Here is a 23,949-nt window from a genome sequence, read left to right on the forward strand (position 1 = left end):
GTCAGATCCGCCGGGCCAGGTCGGCGGCGCCGATCACACCGGCGGTGTTGCCCAGCTCGGCCGGGCGCACCTCGGCGACGGGCAGGCGGCTGCGCTGGGCCAGCGCGTCGGCGAACGACCGCCGGGTCGGGCCGAGCAGCAGGTCACCGGCGTCGATCACGCCGCCGCCCACCACCAGCACCTGCGGGTCGAGGATCTGCGCCATGTCGGCGAGGCTGGTGCCGAGCCAGCGGCCGACCTGGGCGAACGCCTCGGTGGAGACCGGGTCGCCGCCCTTCGCGGCGGCGGTCACCATCGGGCCGGTGATCGTCTCGGCCTCGCCGCCGGCCAGCTCCAGCAACGCGGTCGCGCGGTGCGGCTCCTGCCGGGCGGCGGCGCGGGCGAAGCGGACCAGGGCGCTGCCGCTGGCGTACTGCTCGATGCAGCCCAGCCGGCCGCAGCCGCACTGGTGGCCGTCCGGCACGGTGAGCATGTGCCCCAGTTCGGCGGCGATGCCGTTGGCGCCGCGGACCAGGCCACCGCCGAGCACGATGCCGCCACCGACGCCGGTGCCGATGGTGAACATGACCATCGAGTCGTCGGCGTCGCGGGCCGCGCCGTAGCGGAACTCCGCCCACGCGGCCACGTTCCCGTCGTTCTCCACGATCACCGGCAGGCCGGTGGCGTCGCCGACGTACGTGCGCAGCGGCTCGTCCCGCCAGGCCAGGTTCGGGGCGAACAGCACGGTGGACCGGGAGGCGTCGATCCAGCCGGCGGCGCCGATGCCGACCGCCTCGACGGCGTGCCCGGCGGCCAGTTCGGTGACCACCTCGATGATGACGTCGCGGGTCTTGGCCACGTCGTCGGCGGGGGTGTCCCGTCGCGTCTGCACGAGTACCGTGCCGGCGTCGTCCACGACACCGCCGGCCACCTTCGTGCCACCGACGTCGACTCCGATGGTCAGCGTCACCGCTGCCACTCCCCTCTGCTGTGCTGCCCGGGGACCGGCCGAACCGGCCGTACGGTCCCGGGATGTCCGGTGGTCAGGCCCCGTCGCCTGGTGCGTCCGCGCCCACCTCTCCGGACGCCCGCGAGGCGGGCACCACGGGACGGCCGGCCGGTGGCCGGCTCGTGCCCGGCTCCGGCGGCCCGGCGGCGTCGGCGGTGGCACCCGAATCGGCCGCGCCCTCCCCCCGGGTGGCGGCGGACCACACGTCCTGCTCGGGTGCCGGCTGAGAATCATGCCCGGTGCGGGTCGCCTCGCGCCACACGTGGTCGCCGGATCCGGCCGGCGCGGCGGTCCCGTCGTCGGCGGTTCGCTGCGGCTCGGCCGGGGTGAAGGCACGCAGCAGGCTGGCCACCCCGGCCGCCAGGTCCCCGGCGCCGGTGGCGAGCCGCTCGGCGAATTCCGGACTCGGGTCGCGCAACGCGGCGATACCGCGACAGACGGGGCAGACACAGCATTCCGGCGAGCCGGTGGCGAAACCGGCGGGCGCGGCGGTCTCCGGGGCGGAAGCGGCACCGGGTGGGGTGTGACCGAGGACACCGGAGAGGATCCCACCGAGCGGACCCCAGGCGCCGGAGCCGGGCGCGGCGGCGGCCATCTTCGCGCCGGCGAGCAGGGTGGCGACGAGGCGCTCGGCCTCTTCCCGGGCCGAACCCGGATCAGTGGTGCCCATGGTTCGGCTCCTTCAGCGTGACTACCGGGACTACGGTCGGGTCTCCTGCGCCGCACCGGGTGCTTCTACCCGGCGCTTGAGCTGCTTCAACGCCGCATCCATGATCATTTTCTCGGCCTTGCGGCGGAACATGCCGAGCATCGCCACGGACAGCTCCACCTCGAGCGTGTACGTCACCGTGGTCGTGCCGTCCGGGTTGCCCGCCAGGTCGTACGAGCCGCGCTGGGAGCGCTGCATCTTCGACGGGGCGACCAGGTGCCACTCGATCCGGGAGATGTCCTCCGCGTACTCGTAGGCCAGCACGTACTCGTCGGCCATCACGCCCGCGTCGAGGGTGAACCGGACCTGGCTGGCGTAGCCGTCCTCGTACTCCTCGATCACCTCGGCCGCGCGTACCGCCTCGGCCCACTCGGGATAGCTCGGGAAGTCGCAGATGACGGCCGCCACCTGGTCCGGTGACGCGCCGATGATGATCGACTGGGTGGAGGAGTCCGCCATGGGGGGAGGCTACCCGGCCGCCTCCCGGCCGGTGCCGCTCCACCCGCCGGACGGCGTCCCACCAGCCGGGCGGGCAACCTCCCTGGCAGACCCCCCGGGGTGTGCGGGTAGGTTTCGACAGAGCCGACCAGGCCGGCCCCCGCCGGTAGAGCACGAGGGAGTGCAGGTGCGCGAGTTCTCCGTCCCGCCGATCGTCACCGTCGGCGACGCGGCCAACCTGACCGACCCGGTCTGGGAAAACGCCGAGGTCGCCCCGGACACCGTGCAGTTCGTCCGCCCCGCCGCGGGGACGGGCGCGCGCGAGGAGGTGACCTGCCGCCAGTTCCGCGACGAGGTGGTGGCGGTGGCGCAGGGCCTGATCGCGGCCGGCGTCTCCCCCGGCGACCGGGTCGGCCTGATGAGCCGCACCCGCTACGAGTGGACGCTGTTCGACTACGCAATCTGGGCGGCCGGCGCGGTCACCGTGCCGATCTACGAGACCTCCAGCGCCGAGCAGGCCGCCTGGATCCTCGGCGACTCCGGCGCCGTCGCCGTGGTGGTGGAGAGCACCGCGCACGCCACCCTGGTCGCGGGCGTCCGGGACCGGCTGCCCGAGCTGCGCGAGGTCTGGCAGATCGACCTCGGCGCGGTCGACGACCTGGTCGCCGCCGGCGCGTCGGTGGACCCGGCCGAGGTGGCGACCCGCCGCTCGCTGCTCAAGGCCGACGACGTCGCCACGATCATCTACACCAGCGGCACCACCGGCCGGCCCAAGGGCTGCGTGCTGACCCACCGCAACATCTACACCGACATCGCCAACGCCGTGCCGGTGCTGCCGAACCTGTTCCGCCAGGGCGCCTCGACGCTGCTGTTCCTGCCGCTCGCGCACGCGTTCGCCCGGCTCATCCAGGTCGGCGTGGTGCACGCCCGGGCCACCATGGCGCACTGCGCGGACACCAAGAACCTGGTCGCCGAGCTGCAGGACTTCAAGCCGACGTTCGTGCTCTCCGTACCCCGGGTCTTCGAGAAGGTCTACAACGGCGCGCGGCAGAAGGCCGAGGCCGAGGGCAAGGGCAAGATCTTCGACCGCGCGGAGAAGGTCGCCATCGCGTGGAGCGAGGCGCAGGAGCTGCCGGGCGGTCCCGGCCTGGGCCTGCGCGCGCAGCACGCCCTCTTCGACAAGCTGGTCTACCGCAAGCTGCGGGCGGCGATGGGCGGCCGGTGCCGCGACGCCATCTCCGGCGGCGCGCCGCTCGGCGCGCGGCTCGGGCACTTCTTCCGCGGCGTCGGGGTGACCATCTGCGAGGGGTACGGCCTCACCGAGACCTCGCCGGCCGCCGCCGCCAACCTGCCCACCGGCACCCGGATCGGCACCGTCGGCCGCCCGCTGCCCGGCGTCACCATCCGGATCGACGACGACGGCGAGGTGCTGATCGCCGGCGACATCGTCTTCCAGGGCTACTGGCACAACGACGCGGCCACCGCCGAGGCGATCAGCGCCGACGGCTGGTTCCGCACCGGTGACCTCGGGCACCTCGACGACGACGGCTACCTGAGCATCACCGGCCGCAAGAAGGAGATCATCGTGACCGCCGGCGGCAAGAACGTCGCCCCGGCGGTGCTCGAGGACCAGGTACGGGCGCACCCGCTGATCAGCCAGTGCGTGGTGGTCGGCGACCGGCAGCCGTTCATCGCCGCCCTGGTCACCATCGACGAGGAGGCGCTGCCGAAGTGGCTGGCCGGGCAGGGGCGCCCGGAGACCACGAGCATCGCCGAGCTGCGCGAGGACGCGGCGCTGCGCGCCGAGGTGCAGTCCGCGATCGACCAGGCCAACCAGGCGGTCTCCAAGGCCGAGGCGATCAAGGTGTTCCGGATCCTGCCGCAGGACTTCACCGAGACCACCGGCGAGCTGACCCCGTCGCTGAAGGTGAAGCGTCAGGTCGTGCACAAGACGTACGCCTCGGAGATCGCCGAGATCTACCGGGGCTGACTACCATCCGTCACGTGCCCGCCTCCACATCCCGCCAGCCGTCGACGCAGCCCCTCGCGGCGGCGGCTCGCGCGGTCCTCCTCGCGCTGGTCGCCGCCCTGACCCTGTTCGCCACCCGCGACGCCACCCAGCTCTGGTGGATCGCGCTGCTGGGCGTCGCCGGCCTGCCCGCCGTGCTCGCCCCCCAACACCGGCTGCTCGCCCCGATCAGCCGCTTCGCCGAGGTGGTGGTGCTCGGGCTGGCCGCCAGCCAGGTCGCCGCCGACACCCACCTGTCCGGCGTGACCGGCGGGCTGGGCGCCTCGGCGGTGCTGCCGTACCTCGCCGTGCCGGTCACCGTGACCGCGCTGAGCCGCCGCTTCCGCGAGGGCGCCGCGCTGCTCGCGGTGGCGGCGGCGACGCTGCTGGCCAGCGCCGCGTTCACCCAGGTCGACGGCGGGCCGCAGCTCGGCCAGGTCGGCTACCTCGCGGTCTGCGCCCAGTGGCTGATCCTGGCCGGGCTCGGCCTCTACACCGCCGGCACGCTGCAGCGCGTCATGCGGGTGCGCGGCGAGGGCAAACCCCAGCCGTACGCCGAGGCGACCCGCCTGCTCACCCAGCTGCGGACGGTCGCCCGCCAGCTGCCCGGCGCCACGCTGGACCCGGGCGGCATCTCCGAGCACCTGCTGGAGGAGCTGCGGGTGGTCGCCAAGACCGACCGGGGCGCGGTGCTGTCCGCCAGCGGCGGCGGCCGGCTGGTGGTGCTCGCGCAGATCGGCGCGGACCGGGTCGACTGGGAGACCACGCTCGACGCCGACTCGGCCATCGCCGACGCCTGGGCCAGCCAGCAGCCGACCGTCTCGGCCCGCTCGCAGGCCCGGTCCCGGCACTCCGGTGAGGTCTCCGCGCTGATCGTCCCGCTGGTGGCGGGCGTACGCACGGTCGGCCTGGTGGTGATCGAGGCGGACACCGCCGCCGCGTACCCGCCGCCGGTGGTGTCCCGGGTGACGGCGCTGACCGGCCCGGCGGCGCTGCGGCTGGAGGCGGCGCTGCTCTTCGACGAGGTGCGCTCGCTGGCGACGAACGAGGAGCGGCAGCGGCTGGCCCGGGAGATCCACGACGGGGTCGCCCAGGAGCTGGTCATGGTCGGGTACGGCATCGACAACGCGCTGGCCACCGTGCACGAGGACGCCGAGGAGACCGCCGACTCGCTGCGGACGCTGCGCCAGGAGGTCACCCGGGTGATCACCGAGCTGCGGCTGAGCCTGTTCGAGCTGCGCAGCGAGGTGGACCGGCACGGTGGCCTGGCCGCCGCCATCGCCGAGTACGCCCGCACCGTCGGCGCGTCCGGCGGCCTGCGGGTGCACCTGTCGCTGGACGAGTCCACCGCCCGGCTGCCCGCCGCCACCGAGGCCGAGTTGCTGCGCATCGCGCAGGAGGCGGTGACCAACGCGCGCAAGCACGCCGGCGCGTCGAACCTGTGGGTCACGTGCGAGGTGGATCCCCCGTACACCCGAATCGAAGTGTCGGATGACGGTCACGGCATCGGTGACCAGCGCCCGGACGGGCACTATGGCCTTGCGATCATGGCCGAGAGGGCGGAACGTATCCGGGGCCGGTTGGAGATCAGGCCGCGGCAGCCGAGTGGGACGACTGTGGCGGTGGTGCTCGGTTCGTCGCCCCGGCGCGATAAGGTGCGCGGCAGCGCCGCAGCAGCAGAAGGGGAGTAACCCGAGGATGACCAGCAGTCCGACACCGGCCACCCGTACCAAGGTTCTCCTTGTCGACGACCACGACCTCATCCGCAAGGGGCTGCGTCACGCGTTCGAGCGCGACCGCCAGTTCGAGGTCGTGGGCGAGGCGGCCACCGCGGCGGAGGGCGTGCGCCAGGCCGGCGCGCTCCAGCCCGACGTGGTGATCATGGACCTCCGCCTGCCCGACGGCAGCGGCCTGGAGGCCACCCGCGCCCTGCGCAAGTCCAGCGCGTCCATGGGCATCGTCGTGCTCACCATGTACGCCGGCGACGACCAGCTCTTCGGCGCCCTGGAAGCGGGCGCGAGCGCGTTCGTGCCGAAGACCGCCCCGGCCGACGAGGTGGTGGCCGCCGCCCGGCACGCCGCCTCCTCCCCCAGCGCGTTCACCGCCGCCGACCTGGCCGAGGCGATGAAGCGCCGGCTGGCGCCGTCCGGCCCGCAGCTGTCCCCCCGCGAGGGCCAGGTGCTGCGGCTGCTCGCCGACGGCATGAGCGTGGCCGGCATCGCCAAGCAGCTGTTCGTCAGCGAGTCGACGGCCAAGACCCACATCTCCAAGCTCTACGAGAAGCTGGGCGCCGCCAACCGGGCGCAGGCCCTGATGACCGCGCTGCGGCTGGGGCTGCTCGAGGCCCCGGACGCACCCAAGTTCTGAGGCGTACCGCCGGAAGAGGCCCCGTCCACCACGGACGCGGGCCTCTCGGCGTACCCGGCCGCGGAATGGTCGCGCACTGTGAACGGCCGGACGCACAGTGACGGCGGTCTTTGCAGCGCGACGGCGGAGGGGCAGAATACGCGGGTGATCCGCGCGGCGGTGACGACCGCGTGTCGCCGACACCCGAGGGGCAGGACATGCAGCGGCCGGACTGGGCACCGGAGACGATCGACATCGAGCGCCCCAGCGTCGCCCGCATGTACGACTACTATCTCGGCGGCTCGCACAACTTCGCCGCCGACCGGGCGGCCGCCCGCGCGATGGTGGAGGCGGTGCCGGAGGCACCGCTGATGGCACAGGCCAACCGCGCGTTCCTGCGCCGGGCGGTGCAGTACCTCGCTCAGGCCGGCATCCGGCAGTTCCTCGACATCGGCTCCGGCATCCCGACCGTCGGCAACGTGCACGAGATCGCCCAGCGGATCGACAGGGAGTCGCGGGTGGTCTACGTCGACGTCGACCCGGTGGCCGTGGCGCACAGCCAGGAGATCCTGGCCGGCAACGAGCACGCCACGGTTCTCCAGGAGGACCTGCGCAACCCGGAGGCGATCCTGACCCACCCGGAGGTCACCCGGCTGCTCGACTTCAGCCGGCCGGTCGCCGTGATGATCGTGGCGGTGCTGCACTTCGTCCCGGACGCCGACCGCCCGGAGGAGATCCTGCGGACGCTGCGCGCGGCGCTGGCGCCCGGCAGCCACCTGGTGCTCTCCCAGGCCAGCGAGGACGGCCGCGCCGGCACCGGCGAGCGGGCCGAGGCGGAGCGGGTCTACCGGCGCACCGACAGCCAGCTCTGGATCCGCAGCCGGGCCGAGATGACCGCGCTGTTCGACGGCTTCGAGCTGGTCGACCCGGGCGTGGTGTGGGTGCCGCAGTGGCGGCCGGACTCCCCCGACCAGGCGGAGAACGCCGAGCGGGCCGTCTTCATGGGCGGGGTCGGGCGGCTCGGTGGGTGACGACGCGACCCGCTGCCGGCCCGGCGTGTTCGCCCGGGCCTGGGCCAAGGCGGTGTCCGGCACCAGCTACCTGCCGATGACGCAGTCGCAGCTGGAGGAGATCCTGCAACGGCTCACCGACCGGCTGGCCCAAGCGATGCGCGCCGAACCGTTCGACCTGCGGATCGGCCAGCACGTCGGCGCGGAGCTGGTCCAGGCGCACATCGCCTCCGCGGAGGGCCTGGGTCGCACCGTCGAGGTGATCCAGCTGCGCCTGGTCCGCGACCTCGACCTGGTCGTCGACGACGTCGAGGACCGGATGGCCCGGCTGCTCGCCACCGTCGCCACCGGCTACGCCCGGGCCCTGCGCGACCGCACGCTGGACGAGCAGGAGTCCATCCGCCGGGCCGCCATGATGGCCCGTGCGCAGGCGGAACGGGCGCTGCGCGACAGCGAGGCCCGGTTCCGGCACCAGGCCACCCACGACCCGCTCACCGGCCTGCCGAACCGCACCCTGTTCACCGAACGGCTGACCGCCGCGATCACCGCGCCCGGGCGGGGCGCCGACCGGATCGGCGTGTGCTTCCTCGACCTGGACCGGTTCAAGGTCGTCAACGACTCCCTCGGCCACCAGGTCGGCGACTCGCTGCTGGTGACGGTGGCCCAGCGCCTGCACGGGGCGCTCGGCGAACACCTGGTCGCCCGGCTCGGCGGCGACGAGTTCGTGATCCTGGTCGAGCGCAGCGCCGGCACCGACGACGCGGTGAAGGTCGCCGAGACGGCGCTCGCCGCGGTACGCGAGCCGGCACTCGTCGACGGCCACGAGCTGACCGTGTCCGCGAGCATCGGCATCGTGGAGCGCCCGGTCGCGGGCACCTCGCCGATGGACCTGATGCGCGCTGCCGACAGCACCCTGCACTGGGCCAAGGCCGCCGGCGGGGCCCGCTGGTCGCTGTTCGACGCCGACCGCAACCGCCGCGAGCTGGCCCGGTACGCGCTGTCCGCGGCGATCCCCGCCGCGCTCGACCGGGGCGAGTTCTACCTCGACTACCAGCCGCTGACGTCGCTGCGCGACGGGCGTGTGCTCGGCATGGAGGCGCTGGTGCGGTGGCGTCACCCGGAGCTGGGTGTGCTGCGGCCGGACAGCTTCATCCCGCTGGCCGAGGAGACCGGGTTGATCGTCCGGCTCGGCAGCTGGGTGCTGGCCGAGGCGTGCCGCGAGGCGGGCACCTGGCCGGGCGGGGACGCCGACGCGCCGTTCGTCAGCGTCAACCTCGCCGTACGGCAGCTGCACCGCACCGACCTGGTGACCGAGGTACGCGGTGTGCTCGGGCGCACCGGCCTGCCGCCGCACCGGCTGCAACTGGAGATCACCGAGAGCACCATGATGAGCACCGTGGTCGAGCCGGTACGCGCGCTACGGGTGCTCGGTGACCTCGGGGTCCGGGTCGCCATCGACGACTTCGGCACCGGTTACTGCAACCTCGCGTACCTGCGGGACCTGCCGGTCGACGAGCTGAAGGTGGCGGGCGAGTTCGTGACCGGCCTGCGCGCCCCGGGCAGTCGTACCGACGAGCGGATCCTCGCCTCGCTCGTCTCGCTGGCGCACGCGCTGGACCTCACCGTCACCGCCGAGGGCGTGGAGACGGCCGACCAGGCCGACCGGCTGCGCGCGATCGGCTGCGACGCCGGGCAGGGCTGGCACTTCGGCCGCCCCGGGCCGGCCGCGCCGCACCTGGGCCGGGTGCCCGCCCACGTCGACGCGGTCTCCTGAGCCGGGCCGGCGCGCCTCCCGACCCGGCCGCGTTTCTCGGCCCGTCCGGCTCGCGCGGTCAGCCGGCCAGCAGGGCGGCCATCCGCTGCGCCTGCGTCTCCCAGCGCCACTCCCGCTCCACCCAGGCGCGGCCGGCGGCACCGAACTGCCGGGCCAGGTCCCGGTCGGCGAGCAGCGTGGCCACCCGGTCGGCGAGCTGGGCCACGTCCCGGCCGCCGACCACGTACCCGGTCTCCCCCTCGCGGACCGCGTCCGGGGCGCCGCCGGAGTCACCGGCCACCACCGGCAGCCCGGTCGCGCTCGCCTCCAGGTAGACGATCCCGAGGCCCTCCACGTCCAGGCCCCGGTTGCGGGTGCGGCACGGCATCGCGTACACGTCGCCGGCCGCGTAGTGGGCGGGCAGCTCGGCCGAGGGCACCGAACCGGTGAAGACCACGTCGCGTTCCAGCCCGGTCTGCCGGGCCAGCTTCTCCAGCGTCGAGCGGTACGGGCCACCGCCGACCACGAGCAGCGCGGCGTCGGGCACCCGGCGGCGGATCTCCGGCAGCGCGCGGATCAGCATGTCCTGGCCCTTGCGGGGCACCAGCCGCGACACGCACACCACCACCGGCCGGTCGGCCAGCCCGAGCCGCGACCGGACCGGCCCGCCGTCGACCTCCGGGTGGTAGGTGTCCACGTCCACACCGGGGGCGAGGCGCCGCAACTCGGTCAGCCCGTCCAGCACGCGGGCCAGCCGCGCCCGGGTGTACTCGCCGAGGTAGGTGGTCACGTCGACGCCCCGGCCGATCCGGCGCAGCGCCGAGCGGGCCCCGGGCAGCGCCGCCCAGCCGACCTCGTGCCCGTGGGTCAGCGCCACCGCCCGGCGGATCCCGGCCCGGCGCCGCAGGCCCGCGGCGAGCAGCCCCAGCGGGGCCGCCGCGCCGAACCAGACGGTGTCGCAGTCGTACGCGCGGGCCAGCCGCGCCGCCCGCCGGGCGATCAGCGGGGTGGGCAGCAGCACCCGGGTCCGTTCCCGGACCACCTCGAACGGCTGGTCGGCGTCGAACTTCTCCGCCCCGCGCCAGCTCGACGCGTAGACCACCACCGAGCCGGGCGGCTGGCGTACCGCGAGGTTGTGCACGAACGACTGGATGCCGCCGGGGCGCGGCGGGAAGTCGTTGGTGATCAGCAAGGTGCGGCTCATCGGCCCGGCTCCCTGGCGTAGGCGCGGGCGGCTGCCATCCGCTCGACTGTGGACGGGTGGGTCGCCGACCAGAGGCGCTCCCAGCGCGGCGGGTCGGGGTCGGCCAGGTTGACCCCGGCGAGCCGGCGCTGCATCGCCTCGAACGTCGCCGGGTCGCCGGTGAGCGCCAGCGCGTGGGCGTCGGCGCGGGCCTCGATCCGGCGCGAGACCAGCGCCTGCGCCGGGGTGGCGAGCAGCCCGGCGACCGTGACCAGCGCGATCAGCAGCGGGAACGCCCGCGGCTGGGCGATCGAGTCGACACCGGCGAGCCGCAGCAACGGCGTCCAGGACCCGACCAGGTAGAGCGCCACCACGGCGGCGGCGGCGCCGAGCGCGCCGAGCAGCGTACCGGTCCACACGTCGCGGTCCTTGGCGTGGCCCAGCTCGTGGGCGACCACGCTCGTCACCTCCGCCGGTTCCGCCTCGCGCAGCAACGTGTCGTAGACGACCACCCGCCGCGTCGGGCCGAGCCCGGAGACGTACGCGTTCACCGCACTGGTACGCCGGGACGCGTCGGCGACGAGCACGTCACGCACCGGTACGCCGTCCCGGGCGGCCATCGCGGTCAGCTCGCTGCGCAGCGGGCCCGGCTCCATCGGGGTGAACCGGTTGAACACCGGCTCGACGAGCACCGGCAGCACGAACGACAGCACCACCACCAGGGCCGCCGCGCCGGCCGCGCCGAACGCCCACCACCAGCGCGGGGCGAGCCGCACCACGGTGTAGAAGCCGAGCAGGACCAGCGCGCCGATCACGGCGCTGACCGCGTACGACTTGAGCAGGTCGACCGCCCAGCCACCCCAGCTCTGGGTGCTGAGCCCGTAGCGGACCAGCACGGTGCGCCGCCAGGCCGCGAACGGCAGCGTGAGCAGGTCGGCGAGGAACATGACGGCGAGCCCGCCGAGCACCGCCTGCGCGATCCAGTGCCCGCCGAAGGGCCGGCCGACCAGTTCGACCAGGCGCCCGCCCAGCGGGGTCAGCCCGAGCAGCACCGCCACCACCAGCCCGACCGCCAGCGCCGACCAGGCCGCCGGGCGCAGCGCGCCGTGGAACGCCCGGCCCCGGGTCACCTGCTCGGCCGGAAGGTCACGCAGGGCCGCGAGCTGGTCGGCGCGGGGCGCCGGCGGCCGGCTCCACGGCACCAGCACGGCGACCGTCACGAGCAGTGCGACCACCAGGCCGCCCAGGGTCAGCAGCGCCCAGGCGCGCGGGGTCACCGACCCACCCCGCCGTCGTGCCCCGTCCGCGTCATGCCGCTCCCCTCCCGCCGTGACCGCCCATCCTATTGCCCGGCCGCGCAAGCGGGACCGCCGTGCCCGCCACGCGGTCCCCACCGCCCCGCCCTCGCCCCGCGCGCGCCGATCTTGGAGTTGTGGCGCCTCACAAGGCTCACCAAAGCGGCATTCTGGGCGCCACAACTCCAAGATCGATGGCCCTTGTCGGGGACGGGCGGCGGGCGGCGGGCGGCGTCAGGCGACCCGGCGGCGACGGCCGGGGCGGCGGGGCATCGGCGCCGGCGCCTCGGCAGGCGCCGGCCGCAGCACCTCGACCTCGAACCCGGCCCGCGCGAACACCTCGATCGCCCGCTGCTCTGCCGGTCCGAGGTCGGCCGCGGCCGGGTCCGAGTCGAGCAGCGCGGTCACCAGGCAGCCGGAGCAGCCGGCGCCGCGGTTGCCGCAGGTGTCGCAGTCGATGAGCATCAACGCCTCCTGACGGGTCGCCGGTGGCGCTCGGGGAAGGAACCACCACCGTCGGTCACCGGAACGCTAACGCCGGGGTACGACAGAACCGGACAACGAGGCAGCACCCGCCGCGAACCAGAACCAGTACGCCGAAGTGGCGCGATCAGCACGCGCCCGACCCCACCACTCCCCCGATCTGGAGTCGATCAAGCGGGGGCGGCGGTCAGGAACGGGCCAGGCGCCGCAGCAGCGAGTCGGCGCCCAGCGGGTACGCGCCGTGCCGGCGTACCCCGTCGGCGACCTCGCGGTCGGAGGAGACCACCACCACCGGCCGCCCGGCCGGCTCGGCGCGGACCAGCCGGCGGATCAGCTCGTCGGCGGTCTCCCCCTTGCGGGAGAACAGCACCCGCACGCCGCGCGGCGCCGGGGGCAGTCCGTGGATCCGCTCGGCGCCGTCGAACACGACGGTGACCTCGTCCCCGGTCTGCGCGGCGATCCCGCCCAGCCCGGTGATCAGCCGCTTGCGCTGCTGCTCCAGCGACATCTCGCCGAAGCCGCGCTTGGTCACGTTGTAGCCGTCCACCACCAGGTGCGCCCGCGGGAGCGCGAGCAACTGGTCGAGGCGGGCCGGGTCGTCGGTGTCGCGGGCCCGCGTCGACGGGCCCGCCGGGGCGGCGCCCGGCTGCTCGGCGAACGCGTCGGCGACGAAGTCGGCGGGGAGCTTGTCCACCGGGTCGAGCGCCAGCTCGCGGCGCAGCCCCACGGCGGCCTGGCCGATCGTCTCCAGCAGCAGCCACAGCCGCGCGTCGTCGACCGAGCGGGCCTCCTTGGCGCTGGCCCGGGCCACCCCGGCGGCGGCCTCCGCCTCGGCCAGCCGGGCCCGGGCGCGGCGCAGCTCGGCGTCCGCGTCGGCGGCGGCACGCGCCGCCCGTCCCCGCTCGGTGGCGAGCATCTCGGTGGCCTTGCGCTCCCGGGCCTGGGTCTCCCGCAGGGTACGGGTCAACTGGCGGGCCTCCTCGCGCAGCTGACCCAGTTCCTCCCGGACCCGGGCCAGCTCGTCGCGCAGCTTCTCCGCCTCGACCCGGGCCACCGCACGGTCGTGCTCGGCGCGGGCGGCCCGCTGTTCGGCCTCGCGGACCAGCTCGGCCACGACCGCGCTGTCCGCCTCGGCGCGTACCGCCTCGCCGCTGGCGTCGATCAGTTCCCGCCAGCCCCGGGGCCGGGCCAGGTAGGCCAGGGCGGCCACCTCGACCGGGTCGGCGGCGGCGGGCGCGGTGCCCTCGACCACCGCCGCGCCGAGGTCACCGGCGTCGGCGAGCACCCGGGCGGTGATCCGCTGCCGGAACAGCGGGTCGGCGGTGAGCTGGGCGGCGATGGCGGGCGCGCCGAGGCGGGCCCGGCGGTTGGGGGCGAACTTGGCGACCCGCCGCAGCGGCACCGGCACCTCGTCGGCGGGCAGGCCGGGCAGCACGGCGGCGGTCAGCGTGACGATCCGCTGCCGGACCGGCTCGGGCAGCACGGGCTCGGGCTCGACGGCGGGCGGCGCGTCCTCCTCGGCGGGCACGCCGACCACCGGCTCCTCCACGGAGGAGTGGTCGTCGTGCGGCTCGATGAGGGGCATGAGGCAAGTCTCCCACCCCGAACGGGCCCACCGCCCGGTGAGTGAGCCGATCTCTCATCGTACCCCCGTGGTATCTCCTGGGGCCGCAGTGACAGGAGTGTCGGACCGTGCCGCTAGCGTCCCGCGGGTGACACGAGCGGAGTACGTCCAGGAGTCGCTGGCCGGCCTGGACCCGGCGGGCAGCGGTGTCGACCCGGCGCTGCCGCTCTACGCGACCACCTTCGTGGTGGTCGACCTGGAGACCACCGGCGGCGCGCCCGACGGCGGCGGGATCACCGAGATCGGCGCGGTGAAGGTGCGCGGCGGTGAGGAGCTGGGCGTGCTCGCCACGCTGGTCAACCCGGGCGTGCCGATCCCGCCGTTCATCACCGTGCTCACCGGCATCACCCAGGCCATGCTGCTGCCCGCCCCGCCGATCGAGCAGGTGCTGCCGAGTTTTCTCGAGTTCGTCAGCGACGCCGTGCTGGTCGCCCACAACGCGCCGTACGACGTGGGTTTCCTCAAGGCGGCCTGCGCGAAGCACGGCTACCGCTGGCCCAACCCCCGGGTGCTGGACACGGCCGCGCTGGCCCGGCGGGTGCTCACCCGCGACGAGGTGCCCAACCGCAAGCTGGGCACGCTCGCCGCCTACTTCCGCACCGCGACCCAGCCCACCCACCGGGCGCTGGACGACGCCAAGGCCACCGTCGACGTGCTGCACGGGCTGATCGGCCGCCTCGGCGGGCACCGGGTCGGCACGGTCGGCGAGGCGATCGAGTTCGCCCGCGCGGTCACCCCCACCCAGCGCCGCAAGCGGCACCTCGCCGACGGGCTGCCAAAGGTGCCGGGCGTCTACATCTTCCGGGCCGCCGACGACCGGCCGCTCTACGTCGGCACGTCCGGCGACATCGCCACCCGGGTCCGCAGCTACTTCACCGCCGCGGAGAAGCGGGCCCGGATCTCCGAGATGCTCGCCGCCGCCGAGCGGGTGGAGGCGGTAGAGTGCGCCCACTCGCTGGAGGCCGAGGTCCGGGAGCTGCGGCTGATCGCGGCGCACGCGCCGCCGTACAACCGCCGGTCGAAGTATCCGGAGCGCCAGGTGTGGCTGAAGCTCACCGACGAGGCGTACCCCCGGTTGTCGATCGTGCGCGGCATCACGCCCACCGACACGGCCTATCTGGGGCCGTTCCGGTCCCGGCAGGCGGCGGAGCTGGCCGCCGCCGGTTTCCACGACGCGGTGCCGCTGCGGCAGTGCACGCACCGGCTCTCCCGGCGCACCACCATGCCGGCCTGCGCGCTGGCCGAGCTGGGTCGCTGCCCGGCGCCCTGCGAGCACCGGATCACCCCCGAGGAGTACGACGACACGGCGGCGACGCCGTTCCGCACCGCCACCAGTGACGACCCCGGCGTGGTGGTGGACGCGTTGCTCGCCCGCATCGAGGCGCTGTCGGCCGCCCAGCGGTACGAGGAGGCGGCGGTGGCCCGCACCCGGCTGGTGGCGGTGCTGCGCGCGGCGGTCCGGATGCAGCGGCTGGCCGCGTTGACCGGCATCGCCGAGCTGGCCGCCGCCCGTCCGGCCGCCCGGGGCGGCTGGGAGCTGGCTCTGGTGCGGCACGGCCGGCTCGCCGGGGCCGGGGTGTCCCCGCCGGGTGTCCACCCGCGACCCACCATCGCCGCGATCCGGGCCACCGCCGAGACCGTGCTGCCCGGGCACGGTCCGGTGCCGGCCGCGACCGCCGAGGAGACCGAGCGGATCCTGTCCTGGTTGGAACGACCGGAGACCCGGCTGGTCGAGGCGACCGCCGGATGGGCGTCTCCGGTGGCCGGCGCGGGGCGTTTCCGCGACCTGCTGACGAAGGCGGAGAACGGCGGATCCCACAAACTCTCGACCGAACGCTCATGACCAACTGACCGATCGGACTACCTCGGCTCCCTTAGTCTGTTAAAGGAGTGCAGACCTGCCCGTTTCGCGGGCTCTGCTCCCGGCCGCCGGTTTCGGTGGCCGAGGGCCGGGGTGAGGAGGTGTCCCAGGTGGACGTCGACGCCGGACACGGCGCCGCCCTGGGTGGCGCGCTCCCGACCCAGGGCGAACTGCCGCTCACCCGCCGCCTGCGTTCCCTGCTCACCTGGCCCACCGCCGACGGGGATCCGGTGACCACACTGGTCCGGGCCCATCGGGGCATCCACCCGAGCGCCGACGCCTCGGTGCTGCGCCGGGCCTACACGATCGCCGAGAACATGCACCGCGGCCAGTTCCGCAAGAGCGGCGAGCCGTACATCACCCACCCGCTGGCGGTGGCGCAGATCTGCGCCGACCTCGGCATGGACACCATCACGCTGGTCGCCGCGCTGCTGCACGACACGGTGGAGGACACCCGCTACACACTGCAGGCGCTCCAGGAGGACTTCGGCCGCGAGGTCGCCCACCTGGTCGACGGGGTGACCAAGTTCGACAAGGCGTTCTACGGCAAGGCCGCCGAGGCGGAGACCGTCCGCAAGATGATCGTGGCGGCCGGCAAGGACGTCCGGGTGCTGGTGATCAAGCTGGCCGACCGGCTGCACAACATGCGGACGCTCGGCGTCCGCTCGGCCGCCTCCCGGGAGCGGATCGCCCGCAAGACCCAGGAGGTGCTGGTCCCGCTCTGCGACCGGCTGGGCATCCAGACCCTGAAACGCGAGCTGGACGACGTGGTGCTGCTGCACCTGCGACCGGAGGAGCACGCGCGGATCGCGCGGTTCGTGCACGACCGGCCCGGCTGGGACGCCTACCTCGCCGACGTGGTGGCCCGCACCCGGGTGGCGCTGCGCCGCAACCGGGTCGACGCCGACGTGTCCCCCCGCCCGCGGCACCTCTACTCGATCTGGAAGGACACGGTCGCCGGCGACCACGCCGCCCCGTTCGACCTGCCCCGCATCGCGATCGTGGTGGACGGCCCGGCGACCGACTGTTACGCCGCCCTGGGTGCCGTGCACGGGCTGTGGCGGCCGGTGCCGGGCCGGTTCAAGGACTTCATCGCCTCCCCGAAGAACAACCTCTACCGGTCCCTGCACACGAGTGTCTGCGGCCCGCAGGACCGCACCGTCGAGGTGCTGATCCGCACCACCGAGATGCACCGCTCCGCGGAGTACGGCGTGGCCGCCCACTACCGCTTCCCCCGGGCCGCGGGCCGGGCCGCCGACCGCGCGGACGAGCTGGCCTGGCTGCGCCGGGTGCTCGACTGGGAGCAGGAGACGGTTGACCCGACCCAGTTCATGGAGTCGCTGCGCTGCGACCTGTCCGAGGCGCAGATCCAGGTGGTGGCCGACGGGCGGCAGGTGGTGCTGCCGGCCGGGGCGACCCCTGTCGACCTCGCGTACGAGCTGGGCACCGAGCGCGGCGACCACTGCCTGGCCGCCCGGATCAACGGCCGGCTCGCGCCGCTCTCCTCCGAACTGGAGGAGGGCGACGTGGTGGAGATCTTCACCGAGAACGACGCGGAGAGCGGCTTCGAGGCGGACGTGGCCCCGCGTGGCCCGCGCCGGGAGTGGCTGGGCTTCGTGAAGTCCCCGCACGCCCAGATGCAGATCAACCGCTGGTTCGCCGAGCACACCGAGCCGGGCATCTCGATCGCCGACAAGGTCCGGCTCGGCCGGGCCTCGATCGGCCTGGCGTTGCGCAAGCACAACCGGGGCCTGGCCAGCGACCTGCCGCTGCTGCGGCTGTCCGAGGAACTGGGCTACCCCGACCTGGAGACGCTGCTGGTGGCGGTCTTCGACCGCACCGTCGAGCCGGACACGGTGGTCGAACAGTTGATCGATCTGGTCGACCACAGGCAGTAGACGGAGCCGGTTCGCGCCGGGACCACTAGCCTGGACCGCATGATCCCCCGCGCGCGTGCCACCGGTCGGGCCCTCGGCTACCAGATCTTCTACCGGCTTCCGGTCCCGCTGCGGCGGCGGCTGGTCCGGCTGGCCGTACCGAAGTACGTCGTCGGAGCGGTCACGCTGGTCAAGGACACGGAGGCCGGCGGCGCGGGCCGGATCCTGCTGCTGCGCCAGCCGCCCGGCTACAGCTGGACGCTGCCGGCCGGGCTGCTGCAGCGCGGCGAGGCCCCGGTGGTCGGCGCCGCCCGCGAGCTGTACGAGGAATCCGGCGTCCGCCTCTCCCCCGACGCGCTGCGCCCGGCCGTGCCGAACGCGGTGGTGCACGCCAAGGGCTGGGTCGACGTGGTGTTCGAGGCGGAGGTGCCGGCGTCGACCACCGAGCTGAAGGTGGACGGCGCCGAGGTCTTCGAGGCCGCCTTCCACCCGCTCGACGACCTGCCCCGGCTCAGCCGCGCCACCGCCAACCTGCTCGGGTACTACGGCATCGGCCCGCGCGCCGGCGAGCACCCACCGGCCGCGTGAGCGCCCCGTACGTGGGCACCCCGGCGCCCGGGGTCGAGGTGTGCGCGGTGGTGCTGGCCGCGGGCGAGGGCACCCGGTTGCGCCCGCTCACCGCGCGGGTGCCGAAGGCGCTCTGCCCGGTCGGCAACGTCCCGCTGCTGGACCGGGCGCTGGCCCGGCTTGCCGGGCTCGGCCTGACCGGTCCGGAGCGGGTCGCGGTGAACGCCTGCTACCTGGGTGACCAGGTGGTCGCGCGGGTCGGCGACCGGGCACACCTGTCGGTCGAGCCGGACGCCCCGCTGGGCACCGCCGGGGGCGTGGGCCGGCTGCGGGACTGGATCGCCGGCCGGGGCGTGCTGGTCGGCAACGCCGACGCATACCTGTCCGATCCGCAGGCCCCGCCCGGGCCGGACATCGCCGCGCTGCTGGACGGGTGGGACGGGCATGGCGTACGCCTGCTCGGCCGGCCCGCCGACGACCCGGACGCCCCCGGGACCTTCGACGGCCACGAGTTCGTGGGTTTCTCGCTGCTGCCCTGGCGGCTGGTCCGCGACCTGCCCGCCACGTTCGGCGACCTGGTCCGGGCGGTGTGGCGGCCGGCGGAGGCGGACGGCGCGCTGACGGTGGTGCCCTACCGGGGCACGTTCTACGACACCGGCACCCCGGCCGACTACCTGGCCGCCAACCTGCACGCGGCCGGCCCCCACGGGCTGGTGGACCCGGCCGCGACGGTGGACGGCCGGGTCACCGCCTCGGTGGTCGGCGCCGGCGCGCGGGTACACGGCGACGTGGACCGGTCGGTGGTGTGGCCGGGCGCGAGCGTGGCGGCGGGGGAACGCCTGCGTGAGGTGATCCGGGCCGGTGACGACCTGACCGTCCCGGCGGCGCGCTGAGGGCCGTGGGCTCTAGCATGGGCCTCGTCGCCGACGAACGGAGAAACGTCCCGTGATCACCGCGATCGTGCTGATCGACTGCGCCACCGACTCCATTCCCGAGGTGGCCGAGACTCTGGCCAACCTGCCCGGCGTCAGCGAGGTCTACTCGGTGGCCGGGCACGTCGACCTGATCGCCGTGGTCCGGGTGCGGGAGTTCGAGCAGATCGCCCAGGTCATCGCCGGCAGCATCTCGAAGGTGCCGGGTGTGCTCAACACCGAGTCGCACATCGCGTTCCGCGCCTACTCGCAGCACGACCTGGAGTCGGCGTTCGCCATCGGGCTCGCCGGCGCCGACTGACACGAGCCGGTGGCCGGCCCACCCTCGCGGGCGGACCGGCCACCGTCGGCCGTGCGGTACGTCAGCTCTGGCTGGGCACCGGGGGCTCCGTGGTGCCCGGAGCGGGCTCCTCGGTCTCGGTGCCGCCCGGAGCCGGCGACTCGGTGCCACCCGGGGACGTGGTGCCGCCCGGGCTGGGCGTGCCGCTGGCGCTGGTCTGCGGCACCGGGACGCCCAGGGTCTGCGCCAGGGCCACAAGCGCGTCGTAGTGCGCCTGGAGGACCGGCAGCGCGTCCTGGGCGATCTGCACCACCGACTGCTCCGAGCCCTGCGAGATCTCGGTCTGGGTGGCCTGGATCGCCTGGACGTGGCCGGCGAGCTGCGCGGTCACCCACGCCTTGTCGAACTCGGCCCCGCTGAGGTTGTTCAGCTTGTCCAGGACCTTCTGCTGGTCGGCGGTCGGGTCGGCCGGCAACTGCACGTTGAGCTGCTGCGCGGTCGACTGCACCGTCTGGTCCAGCTGGGTGTGGTCCGTCACGAACATCTTGCCCAGGTCCTTGACCTGCTGGTTCTGACCCTTCTGCTGGGCCAGGTTACCGGCGGTGATCTCGAACAGGTTGACCTGGTGCACCGCCTGCAGATACTGCGTGTCCTGCGTCGACGGCTGCGCCGCCGCCTGCGCCGCGGCGGCGGGCGCCAGCCCCACGACCACCAGCGCGGCCAGCAGACCCAGGCGTTTGATTCCCAACATTCGTTCCTCCCCCATGAGACGTCGGACCGCACGGATACCCGGCTGACCGGGGTTATTCCTGCGATTCCACCCGTCCGTGTCGGGGGCGACGGCGGTCGGCGCACCGGCCTTCCGGCGTGCGCCGGAGGGAAACGGACGACCGGGCCGGAAACGGCAGTGGCGCCCGCCGGATGATCCGGCGGGCGCCACTGTCAGTCGTACCGGGGAGGGTCAGCGACGGCTCTCGCCGCTGCCGATCTCCTCCCGCTCCGGCCGGGCCTCGACCGGCGGGTGTCCCGGCGAGACCGGCGCCTCGGCCGGCTTCTCGATCGGGTAGAAGAAGCCCCGGATCGCCGGGCCGAGGGCACCGAGCCGGTTCATCTTCTTCGGCACCACCCAGCCGACGTAGTCCAGCGCCGGCGGGTGACCGTCGTGGCCCTCGGCCGAGGTGAGCGGCTGGTGGACCTCGACGAACCGGCCGTCGGGCAGCCGCTTGATGATGCCGGTCTCCACGCCGTGGGCCAGCACCTCCCGGTCGTGCTGCTGCAGACCCAGGCAGATCCGGTACGTGATGTAGTACGCGATCGGCGGGAGGATCAGCAGGCCGATCCGGCCGGCCCAGGTCATCGCGTTCAGGCTGATGTGGAACTTGTCCGCGATGACGTCGTTGGCGCCGGAGAGGGTCAGCACGATGTAGAAGGCGAGCGCCATGGCGCCCACGGCGGTCCGGGCCGGAACGTCCCGGGGCCGCTGGAGCAGGTTGTGGTGCTTGTAGTCCTTGAGGCGGCGCGCCTCCAGGAACGGGTACATCGTCGACAGGCCGACCAGGATGCCGGGTAGCACCACAGTGGGCCAGAACAACGGTGGAATGACGTACCCGTTGCCGATCGGGATGCTGATCTCCCAGCCCGGCATGAGCCGGGTCGAGCCGTCGAGGAACATGACGTACCAGTCGGGCTGGCTGGCGGCCGAGACCACCCACGCCTCGTACGGGCCGAACAGCCAGATCGGGTTGATCTGGAACAGACCGCCCAGCAGCGCGATCACGCCGAAGACGACCATGAAGAAGCCGCCCTGCTTGAGCGCGTAGCGCGGGAACATCCGCTCGCCGACCACGTTGGAGTTGGTCCGGCCGGGGCCGGGCCACTGGGTGTGCTTCTGCTTGAACACCAGGCCGAGGTGGACGCTGATGAGCGCCACCAGCAGGCCCGGGACGAGCAGCACGTGGGCGATGAAGAAGCGGCTGATGATGATGGTGCCGGGGAACTCACCGCCGAAGATCGACGAGCTGACCCAGGAACCGATCACCGGGATCGACAGGATGATCGCGGAGGCGATCCGCAGACCGGTGCCGGACAGGCCGTCGTCCGGCAGCGAGTAGCCGGTGAAGCCGGCCAGGAAGCCGACCCAGAACAGCAGCGAGCCGATGATCCAGTTGGTCTCACGCGGCTTGCGGAACGCGCCGGTGAAGAAGACCCGCAGCATGTGGACCACGATCGCGGCCATGAACAGCAGGGCCGACCAGTGGTGCATCTGCCGCATGATCAGACCACCGCGGACATCGAAGGAGATGTCCAGGCTGGAGGCGTAGGCGGCCGACATCGGCGTGCCCCGCAGCGGGGCGTAGCTGCCGTTGTAGATGACCTCGGTCATCGCCGGCTCGAAGAAGAACGTCAGGAAGACGCCGGTGAGCAGCAGGACGATGAACGAGAACAGCGCGATCTCGCCGAGCAGGAACGACCAGTGGTCGGGGAAGACCTTGTTCAGCAGCCTGCGCAGGGGCGTGGCCACCTGGAAGCGGTCGTCCACCGCCCGCGCGCTCTTGGCCGGCAGCGCTGCTGCATCAAACTTTCGGCGCTTCATGGCCGCTCCCAGAAGTCGGGACCGATGGTCTCGGTGTAGTCGGACTTCGCCACGAAGAAGCCCTCCTCGTCCACCTCGATCGGCAGCTGCGGCAGCGGCCGGTTCGCCGGGCCGAAGATCGGCTTGGCGTTGTCGGTGATGAGGAACTGGGACTGGTGGCAGGGGCAGAGCAGGCGGTTGGTCTGCTGCTCGTAGAGGCTGGCCGGGCAGCCGGCGTGCGTACAGATCTTGGAGTACGCGACGTAGTTGCCCCACATGTAGTCGCCGTGGCCCTTGCGCTCGTTCGCGGCGCGCGACTTCTGCGCGTCGTCCTCCCGCAGGTGGATGAGCAGGGTGGGCGAGTCGGCGTGCAGGTTGCTCACGCCGCCGTCGATGCCCGGGAACACGGTGAGCTGGCCGCCGACGCTGACGTCGGCCGGGCGGATCGGGCGGCCGTCCTCACGGATCAGCCGGATCTTCTTGCCGCCCTCGCCCGGCTGGAAGCCGGTGGTGAACATCTGGTTGTTCTTGTGCGGCTGCTCGATCAGGCCACCGATCAGTGGAGCCGCGGCCACCGCGCCCACCGGCGCCAGGCCGGCGAGCAGGGAGATGCCGAGCAGCGGCCGGCGACGGACGCCCATCTCGTCGGCCAGGTAGAGCATGGTCTCACCGGTGATCTTGCGACCCTCCGGATCGTCGGCCTGGTCGTGCCGGTCCTGGATCGAGACCTCCTTGGGCAGCAGCTTCTTGCCCCAGGTCAGGATGCCGAAACCGATGCCCAGCAGGGCCAGGCCGAGCGTCACGCCGAGCAGCGGCGTGTAGAGCTTGTCGCCACCGCGACCCGGCTCCCACTGCCACGGCCACCAGATGTAGACCACCAGGAAGGCGGTGGCGAAGACGCCGGTCAGCAGGAACATCAGGGCGACCGTACGGGTCAGCCGGCGCTCGGCCTTGCTGCCCGGGACCACCTGCGGCTCGTAGTGGACGATCTCGATGTCGTCCCGCCGCGCGCCCTCCTGGACGATGTCGAACCGGGAGAGCCGGGGGTCGTTCACGTCGAGCGGCTCCGGGCCCTGCGGGGCCTGGTGCTCGGTGTGGGTGCTCATGCCGTCACCTCGCTACGGGTGACGCCGGGGGTCGGCGCCACAGCACTGGAAGCATTGATCCGTCCGGTCACGACTTGCCCGCGATCCACAGGCTCGCGAAGACCAGCGCGACGATGCCGACCAGGAAGATCGCGAGACCCTCGGTCGACGGGCCGTAGCGGCCCAGGTTGAAGCCGCCCGGGTCACCGTCGTGCTTCAGCGTCTCCTGGATGTAGGCGATGATGTCCGCCTTCTCCTCGGGCGTGATCTGGTTGTCACCGAACACCGGCATGTTCTGCGGGCCGCTCAGCATCGCGGCGTAGATCTGCCGGTCACTGGCCGGCGCGAGGCTCGGCGCGTACTTGCCGGAGGACAGCGCGCCGCCGCCACCGCCGAAGGCGTGGCACTGCGAGCAGTTGATCCGGAACAGCTCACCACCGGTGGACAGGTTGGCGCCCTCACGCAGGTCGCCGTTGGGGACCTCCGGGCCACCGCCGAGCTCCTGGATGTACTGCCCGAGCTGGCGCACCTGCTCGTCGGTGAACTGCGGCGGCTTGCGCATGGCCTGGGCCTCCTGCCGGGCCATCGGCATGCGACCGCTGCTGACCTGGAACTCCACCGAGGCCGATCCGACGCCGATCAGGCTCGGACCGCGGCCCTCGACGCCCTGGGCGTTGCGACCGTGACAGGTCACACAGCTCACGTCGAACAGCGCCTTACCCTCGTTGCCTGCGGCGGTCAACGGAGGGTTGTCCTGCGCCTGCACGCCGGGGGCGAAGACGGTGTAGGCACCGCCGGCCAGCATCAGCGCGGCGAACAGCCGGACCGCGGCACCCAGCCGGCGGCGGCCCCTGCTGCGCGCTACGGGCCGCCCGCGCAGCCGCGCGAGCAGACCGCGTCGGCGGTCGTTGTCAGAAGTCATGACCTGTGTCCTTAAC

The 23,949-nt window shown here is 73.6% G+C and carries 21 protein-coding genes; 10 read left to right on the plus strand and 11 right to left on the minus strand.

Annotation, left to right across the window (positions count from 1 at the left end):
• Window position 1: 1 nt before the first annotated feature.
• From ACQP26_RS22025 to ACQP26_RS22035, 3 genes are all read right to left on the minus strand, one after another.
• Entirely contained in the window at window positions 2-949 is a 948-nt protein-coding gene (locus ACQP26_RS22025) for an ROK family glucokinase (protein WP_026267860.1), read from the minus strand.
• Window positions 950-1,022: 73 nt separating this feature from the next.
• On the minus strand, window positions 1,023-1,658 hold the full coding sequence (locus tag ACQP26_RS22030; RefSeq protein WP_433493877.1) for a hypothetical protein: 636 nt from the start codon (window positions 1,656-1,658) through the stop codon (window positions 1,023-1,025).
• 30 nt (window positions 1,659-1,688) lie between these two features.
• Complete coding sequence (locus ACQP26_RS22035) at window positions 1,689-2,156, minus strand: SRPBCC family protein (protein WP_433493878.1); 468 nt, start codon at window positions 2,154-2,156, stop codon at window positions 1,689-1,691.
• A gap of 166 nt (window positions 2,157-2,322) precedes the next feature.
• Between ACQP26_RS22035 and ACQP26_RS22040 the strand changes: the two genes are divergently transcribed.
• From ACQP26_RS22040 to ACQP26_RS22060, 5 genes are all read left to right on the plus strand, one after another.
• The gene (locus ACQP26_RS22040) at window positions 2,323-4,125 is read left to right on the plus strand and encodes an AMP-dependent synthetase/ligase (protein WP_269704841.1); all 1,803 of its coding nucleotides are present in this window, start codon (window positions 2,323-2,325) and stop codon (window positions 4,123-4,125) included.
• Between the two features lie 14 nt (window positions 4,126-4,139).
• Window positions 4,140-5,834, plus strand: a complete 1,695-nt coding sequence (locus ACQP26_RS22045; protein WP_281577154.1) for a sensor histidine kinase — start codon at window positions 4,140-4,142, stop codon at window positions 5,832-5,834.
• A 7-nt stretch (window positions 5,835-5,841) separates the two neighbouring features.
• Entirely contained in the window at window positions 5,842-6,510 is a 669-nt protein-coding gene (locus tag ACQP26_RS22050; protein ID WP_013287678.1) for a response regulator transcription factor, read from the plus strand.
• Between the two features lie 197 nt (window positions 6,511-6,707).
• Window positions 6,708-7,520, plus strand: coding sequence for an SAM-dependent methyltransferase (locus ACQP26_RS22055; RefSeq protein WP_269707045.1), 813 nt, complete (start codon window positions 6,708-6,710; stop codon window positions 7,518-7,520).
• A gap of 76 nt (window positions 7,521-7,596) precedes the next feature.
• Entirely contained in the window at window positions 7,597-9,273 is a 1,677-nt protein-coding gene (locus ACQP26_RS22060; protein ID WP_269707044.1) for a putative bifunctional diguanylate cyclase/phosphodiesterase, read from the plus strand.
• A gap of 58 nt (window positions 9,274-9,331) precedes the next feature.
• Here the strand turns inward: ACQP26_RS22060 and ACQP26_RS22065 are convergent, their stop codons facing one another.
• From ACQP26_RS22065 to ACQP26_RS22080, 4 genes are all read right to left on the minus strand, one after another.
• Window positions 9,332-10,456 (minus strand): glycosyltransferase family 4 protein, encoded by a 1,125-nt coding sequence (locus ACQP26_RS22065; protein ID WP_269704839.1) that lies wholly within the window; start codon window positions 10,454-10,456, stop codon window positions 9,332-9,334.
• Window positions 10,453-11,712 carry a M48 family metallopeptidase gene (locus tag ACQP26_RS22070; RefSeq protein WP_433493879.1) on the minus strand — a complete coding sequence of 420 codons (1,260 nt, stop codon included), beginning with the start codon at window positions 11,710-11,712 and terminating at the stop codon, window positions 10,453-10,455. The genes ACQP26_RS22065 and ACQP26_RS22070 overlap by 4 nt, the downstream gene beginning before the upstream one ends.
• A gap of 252 nt (window positions 11,713-11,964) precedes the next feature.
• On the minus strand, window positions 11,965-12,195 hold the full coding sequence (locus tag ACQP26_RS22075) for a hypothetical protein (protein ID WP_269704837.1): 231 nt from the start codon (window positions 12,193-12,195) through the stop codon (window positions 11,965-11,967).
• Window positions 12,196-12,400: 205 nt separating this feature from the next.
• Window positions 12,401-13,798, minus strand: coding sequence for an NYN domain-containing protein (locus ACQP26_RS22080; RefSeq protein ID WP_269704836.1), 1,398 nt, complete (start codon window positions 13,796-13,798; stop codon window positions 12,401-12,403).
• A gap of 127 nt (window positions 13,799-13,925) precedes the next feature.
• Here ACQP26_RS22080 and ACQP26_RS22085 point away from each other — a divergent pair, with 127 nt between their 5' ends.
• From ACQP26_RS22085 to ACQP26_RS22105, 5 genes are all read left to right on the plus strand, one after another.
• A complete protein-coding gene (locus tag ACQP26_RS22085; RefSeq protein WP_433493880.1) occupies window positions 13,926-15,680 on the plus strand; it encodes a DEDD exonuclease domain-containing protein in 1,755 nt (584 codons plus the stop codon).
• A 128-nt stretch (window positions 15,681-15,808) separates the two neighbouring features.
• Window positions 15,809-17,596 (plus strand): RelA/SpoT family protein, encoded by a 1,788-nt coding sequence (locus ACQP26_RS22090; RefSeq protein ID WP_269707043.1) that lies wholly within the window; start codon window positions 15,809-15,811, stop codon window positions 17,594-17,596.
• A gap of 39 nt (window positions 17,597-17,635) precedes the next feature.
• Window positions 17,636-18,163: an NUDIX hydrolase gene (locus ACQP26_RS22095; RefSeq protein WP_269704834.1), complete on the plus strand. Its 528-nt coding sequence runs from the start codon at window positions 17,636-17,638 to the stop codon at window positions 18,161-18,163.
• Window positions 18,160-19,035, plus strand: a complete 876-nt coding sequence (locus ACQP26_RS22100; RefSeq protein WP_433493881.1) for a nucleotidyltransferase family protein — start codon at window positions 18,160-18,162, stop codon at window positions 19,033-19,035. Before ACQP26_RS22095 ends, ACQP26_RS22100 begins: the two co-directional genes overlap by 4 nt.
• Before the next feature lie 52 nt (window positions 19,036-19,087).
• Entirely contained in the window at window positions 19,088-19,375 is a 288-nt protein-coding gene (locus ACQP26_RS22105; RefSeq protein WP_269704832.1) for an Lrp/AsnC family transcriptional regulator, read from the plus strand.
• A gap of 61 nt (window positions 19,376-19,436) precedes the next feature.
• On the opposite strand, the gene ACQP26_RS22110 is transcribed toward ACQP26_RS22105, so the two are convergent.
• From ACQP26_RS22110 to qcrC, 4 genes are all read right to left on the minus strand, one after another.
• Window positions 19,437-20,105, minus strand: a complete 669-nt coding sequence (locus ACQP26_RS22110; RefSeq protein WP_433493882.1) for a DUF4142 domain-containing protein — start codon at window positions 20,103-20,105, stop codon at window positions 19,437-19,439.
• Between the two features lie 210 nt (window positions 20,106-20,315).
• Window positions 20,316-21,947, minus strand: coding sequence for a cytochrome bc1 complex cytochrome b subunit (qcrB, locus tag ACQP26_RS22115; protein ID WP_281577148.1), 1,632 nt, complete (start codon window positions 21,945-21,947; stop codon window positions 20,316-20,318).
• Complete coding sequence (gene qcrA / locus ACQP26_RS22120; RefSeq protein ID WP_269704830.1) at window positions 21,944-23,032, minus strand: cytochrome bc1 complex Rieske iron-sulfur subunit; 1,089 nt, start codon at window positions 23,030-23,032, stop codon at window positions 21,944-21,946. Before qcrA ends, qcrB begins: the two co-directional genes overlap by 4 nt.
• Before the next feature lie 67 nt (window positions 23,033-23,099).
• On the minus strand, window positions 23,100-23,933 hold the full coding sequence (gene qcrC, locus ACQP26_RS22125) for a cytochrome bc1 complex diheme cytochrome c subunit (protein WP_269704829.1): 834 nt from the start codon (window positions 23,931-23,933) through the stop codon (window positions 23,100-23,102).
• Window positions 23,934-23,949: the final 16 nt, after the last annotated feature.

This window comes from Micromonospora sp. CA-248089 (assembly GCF_050948515.1).
GTDB lineage: Bacteria > Actinomycetota > Actinomycetes > Mycobacteriales > Micromonosporaceae > Micromonospora.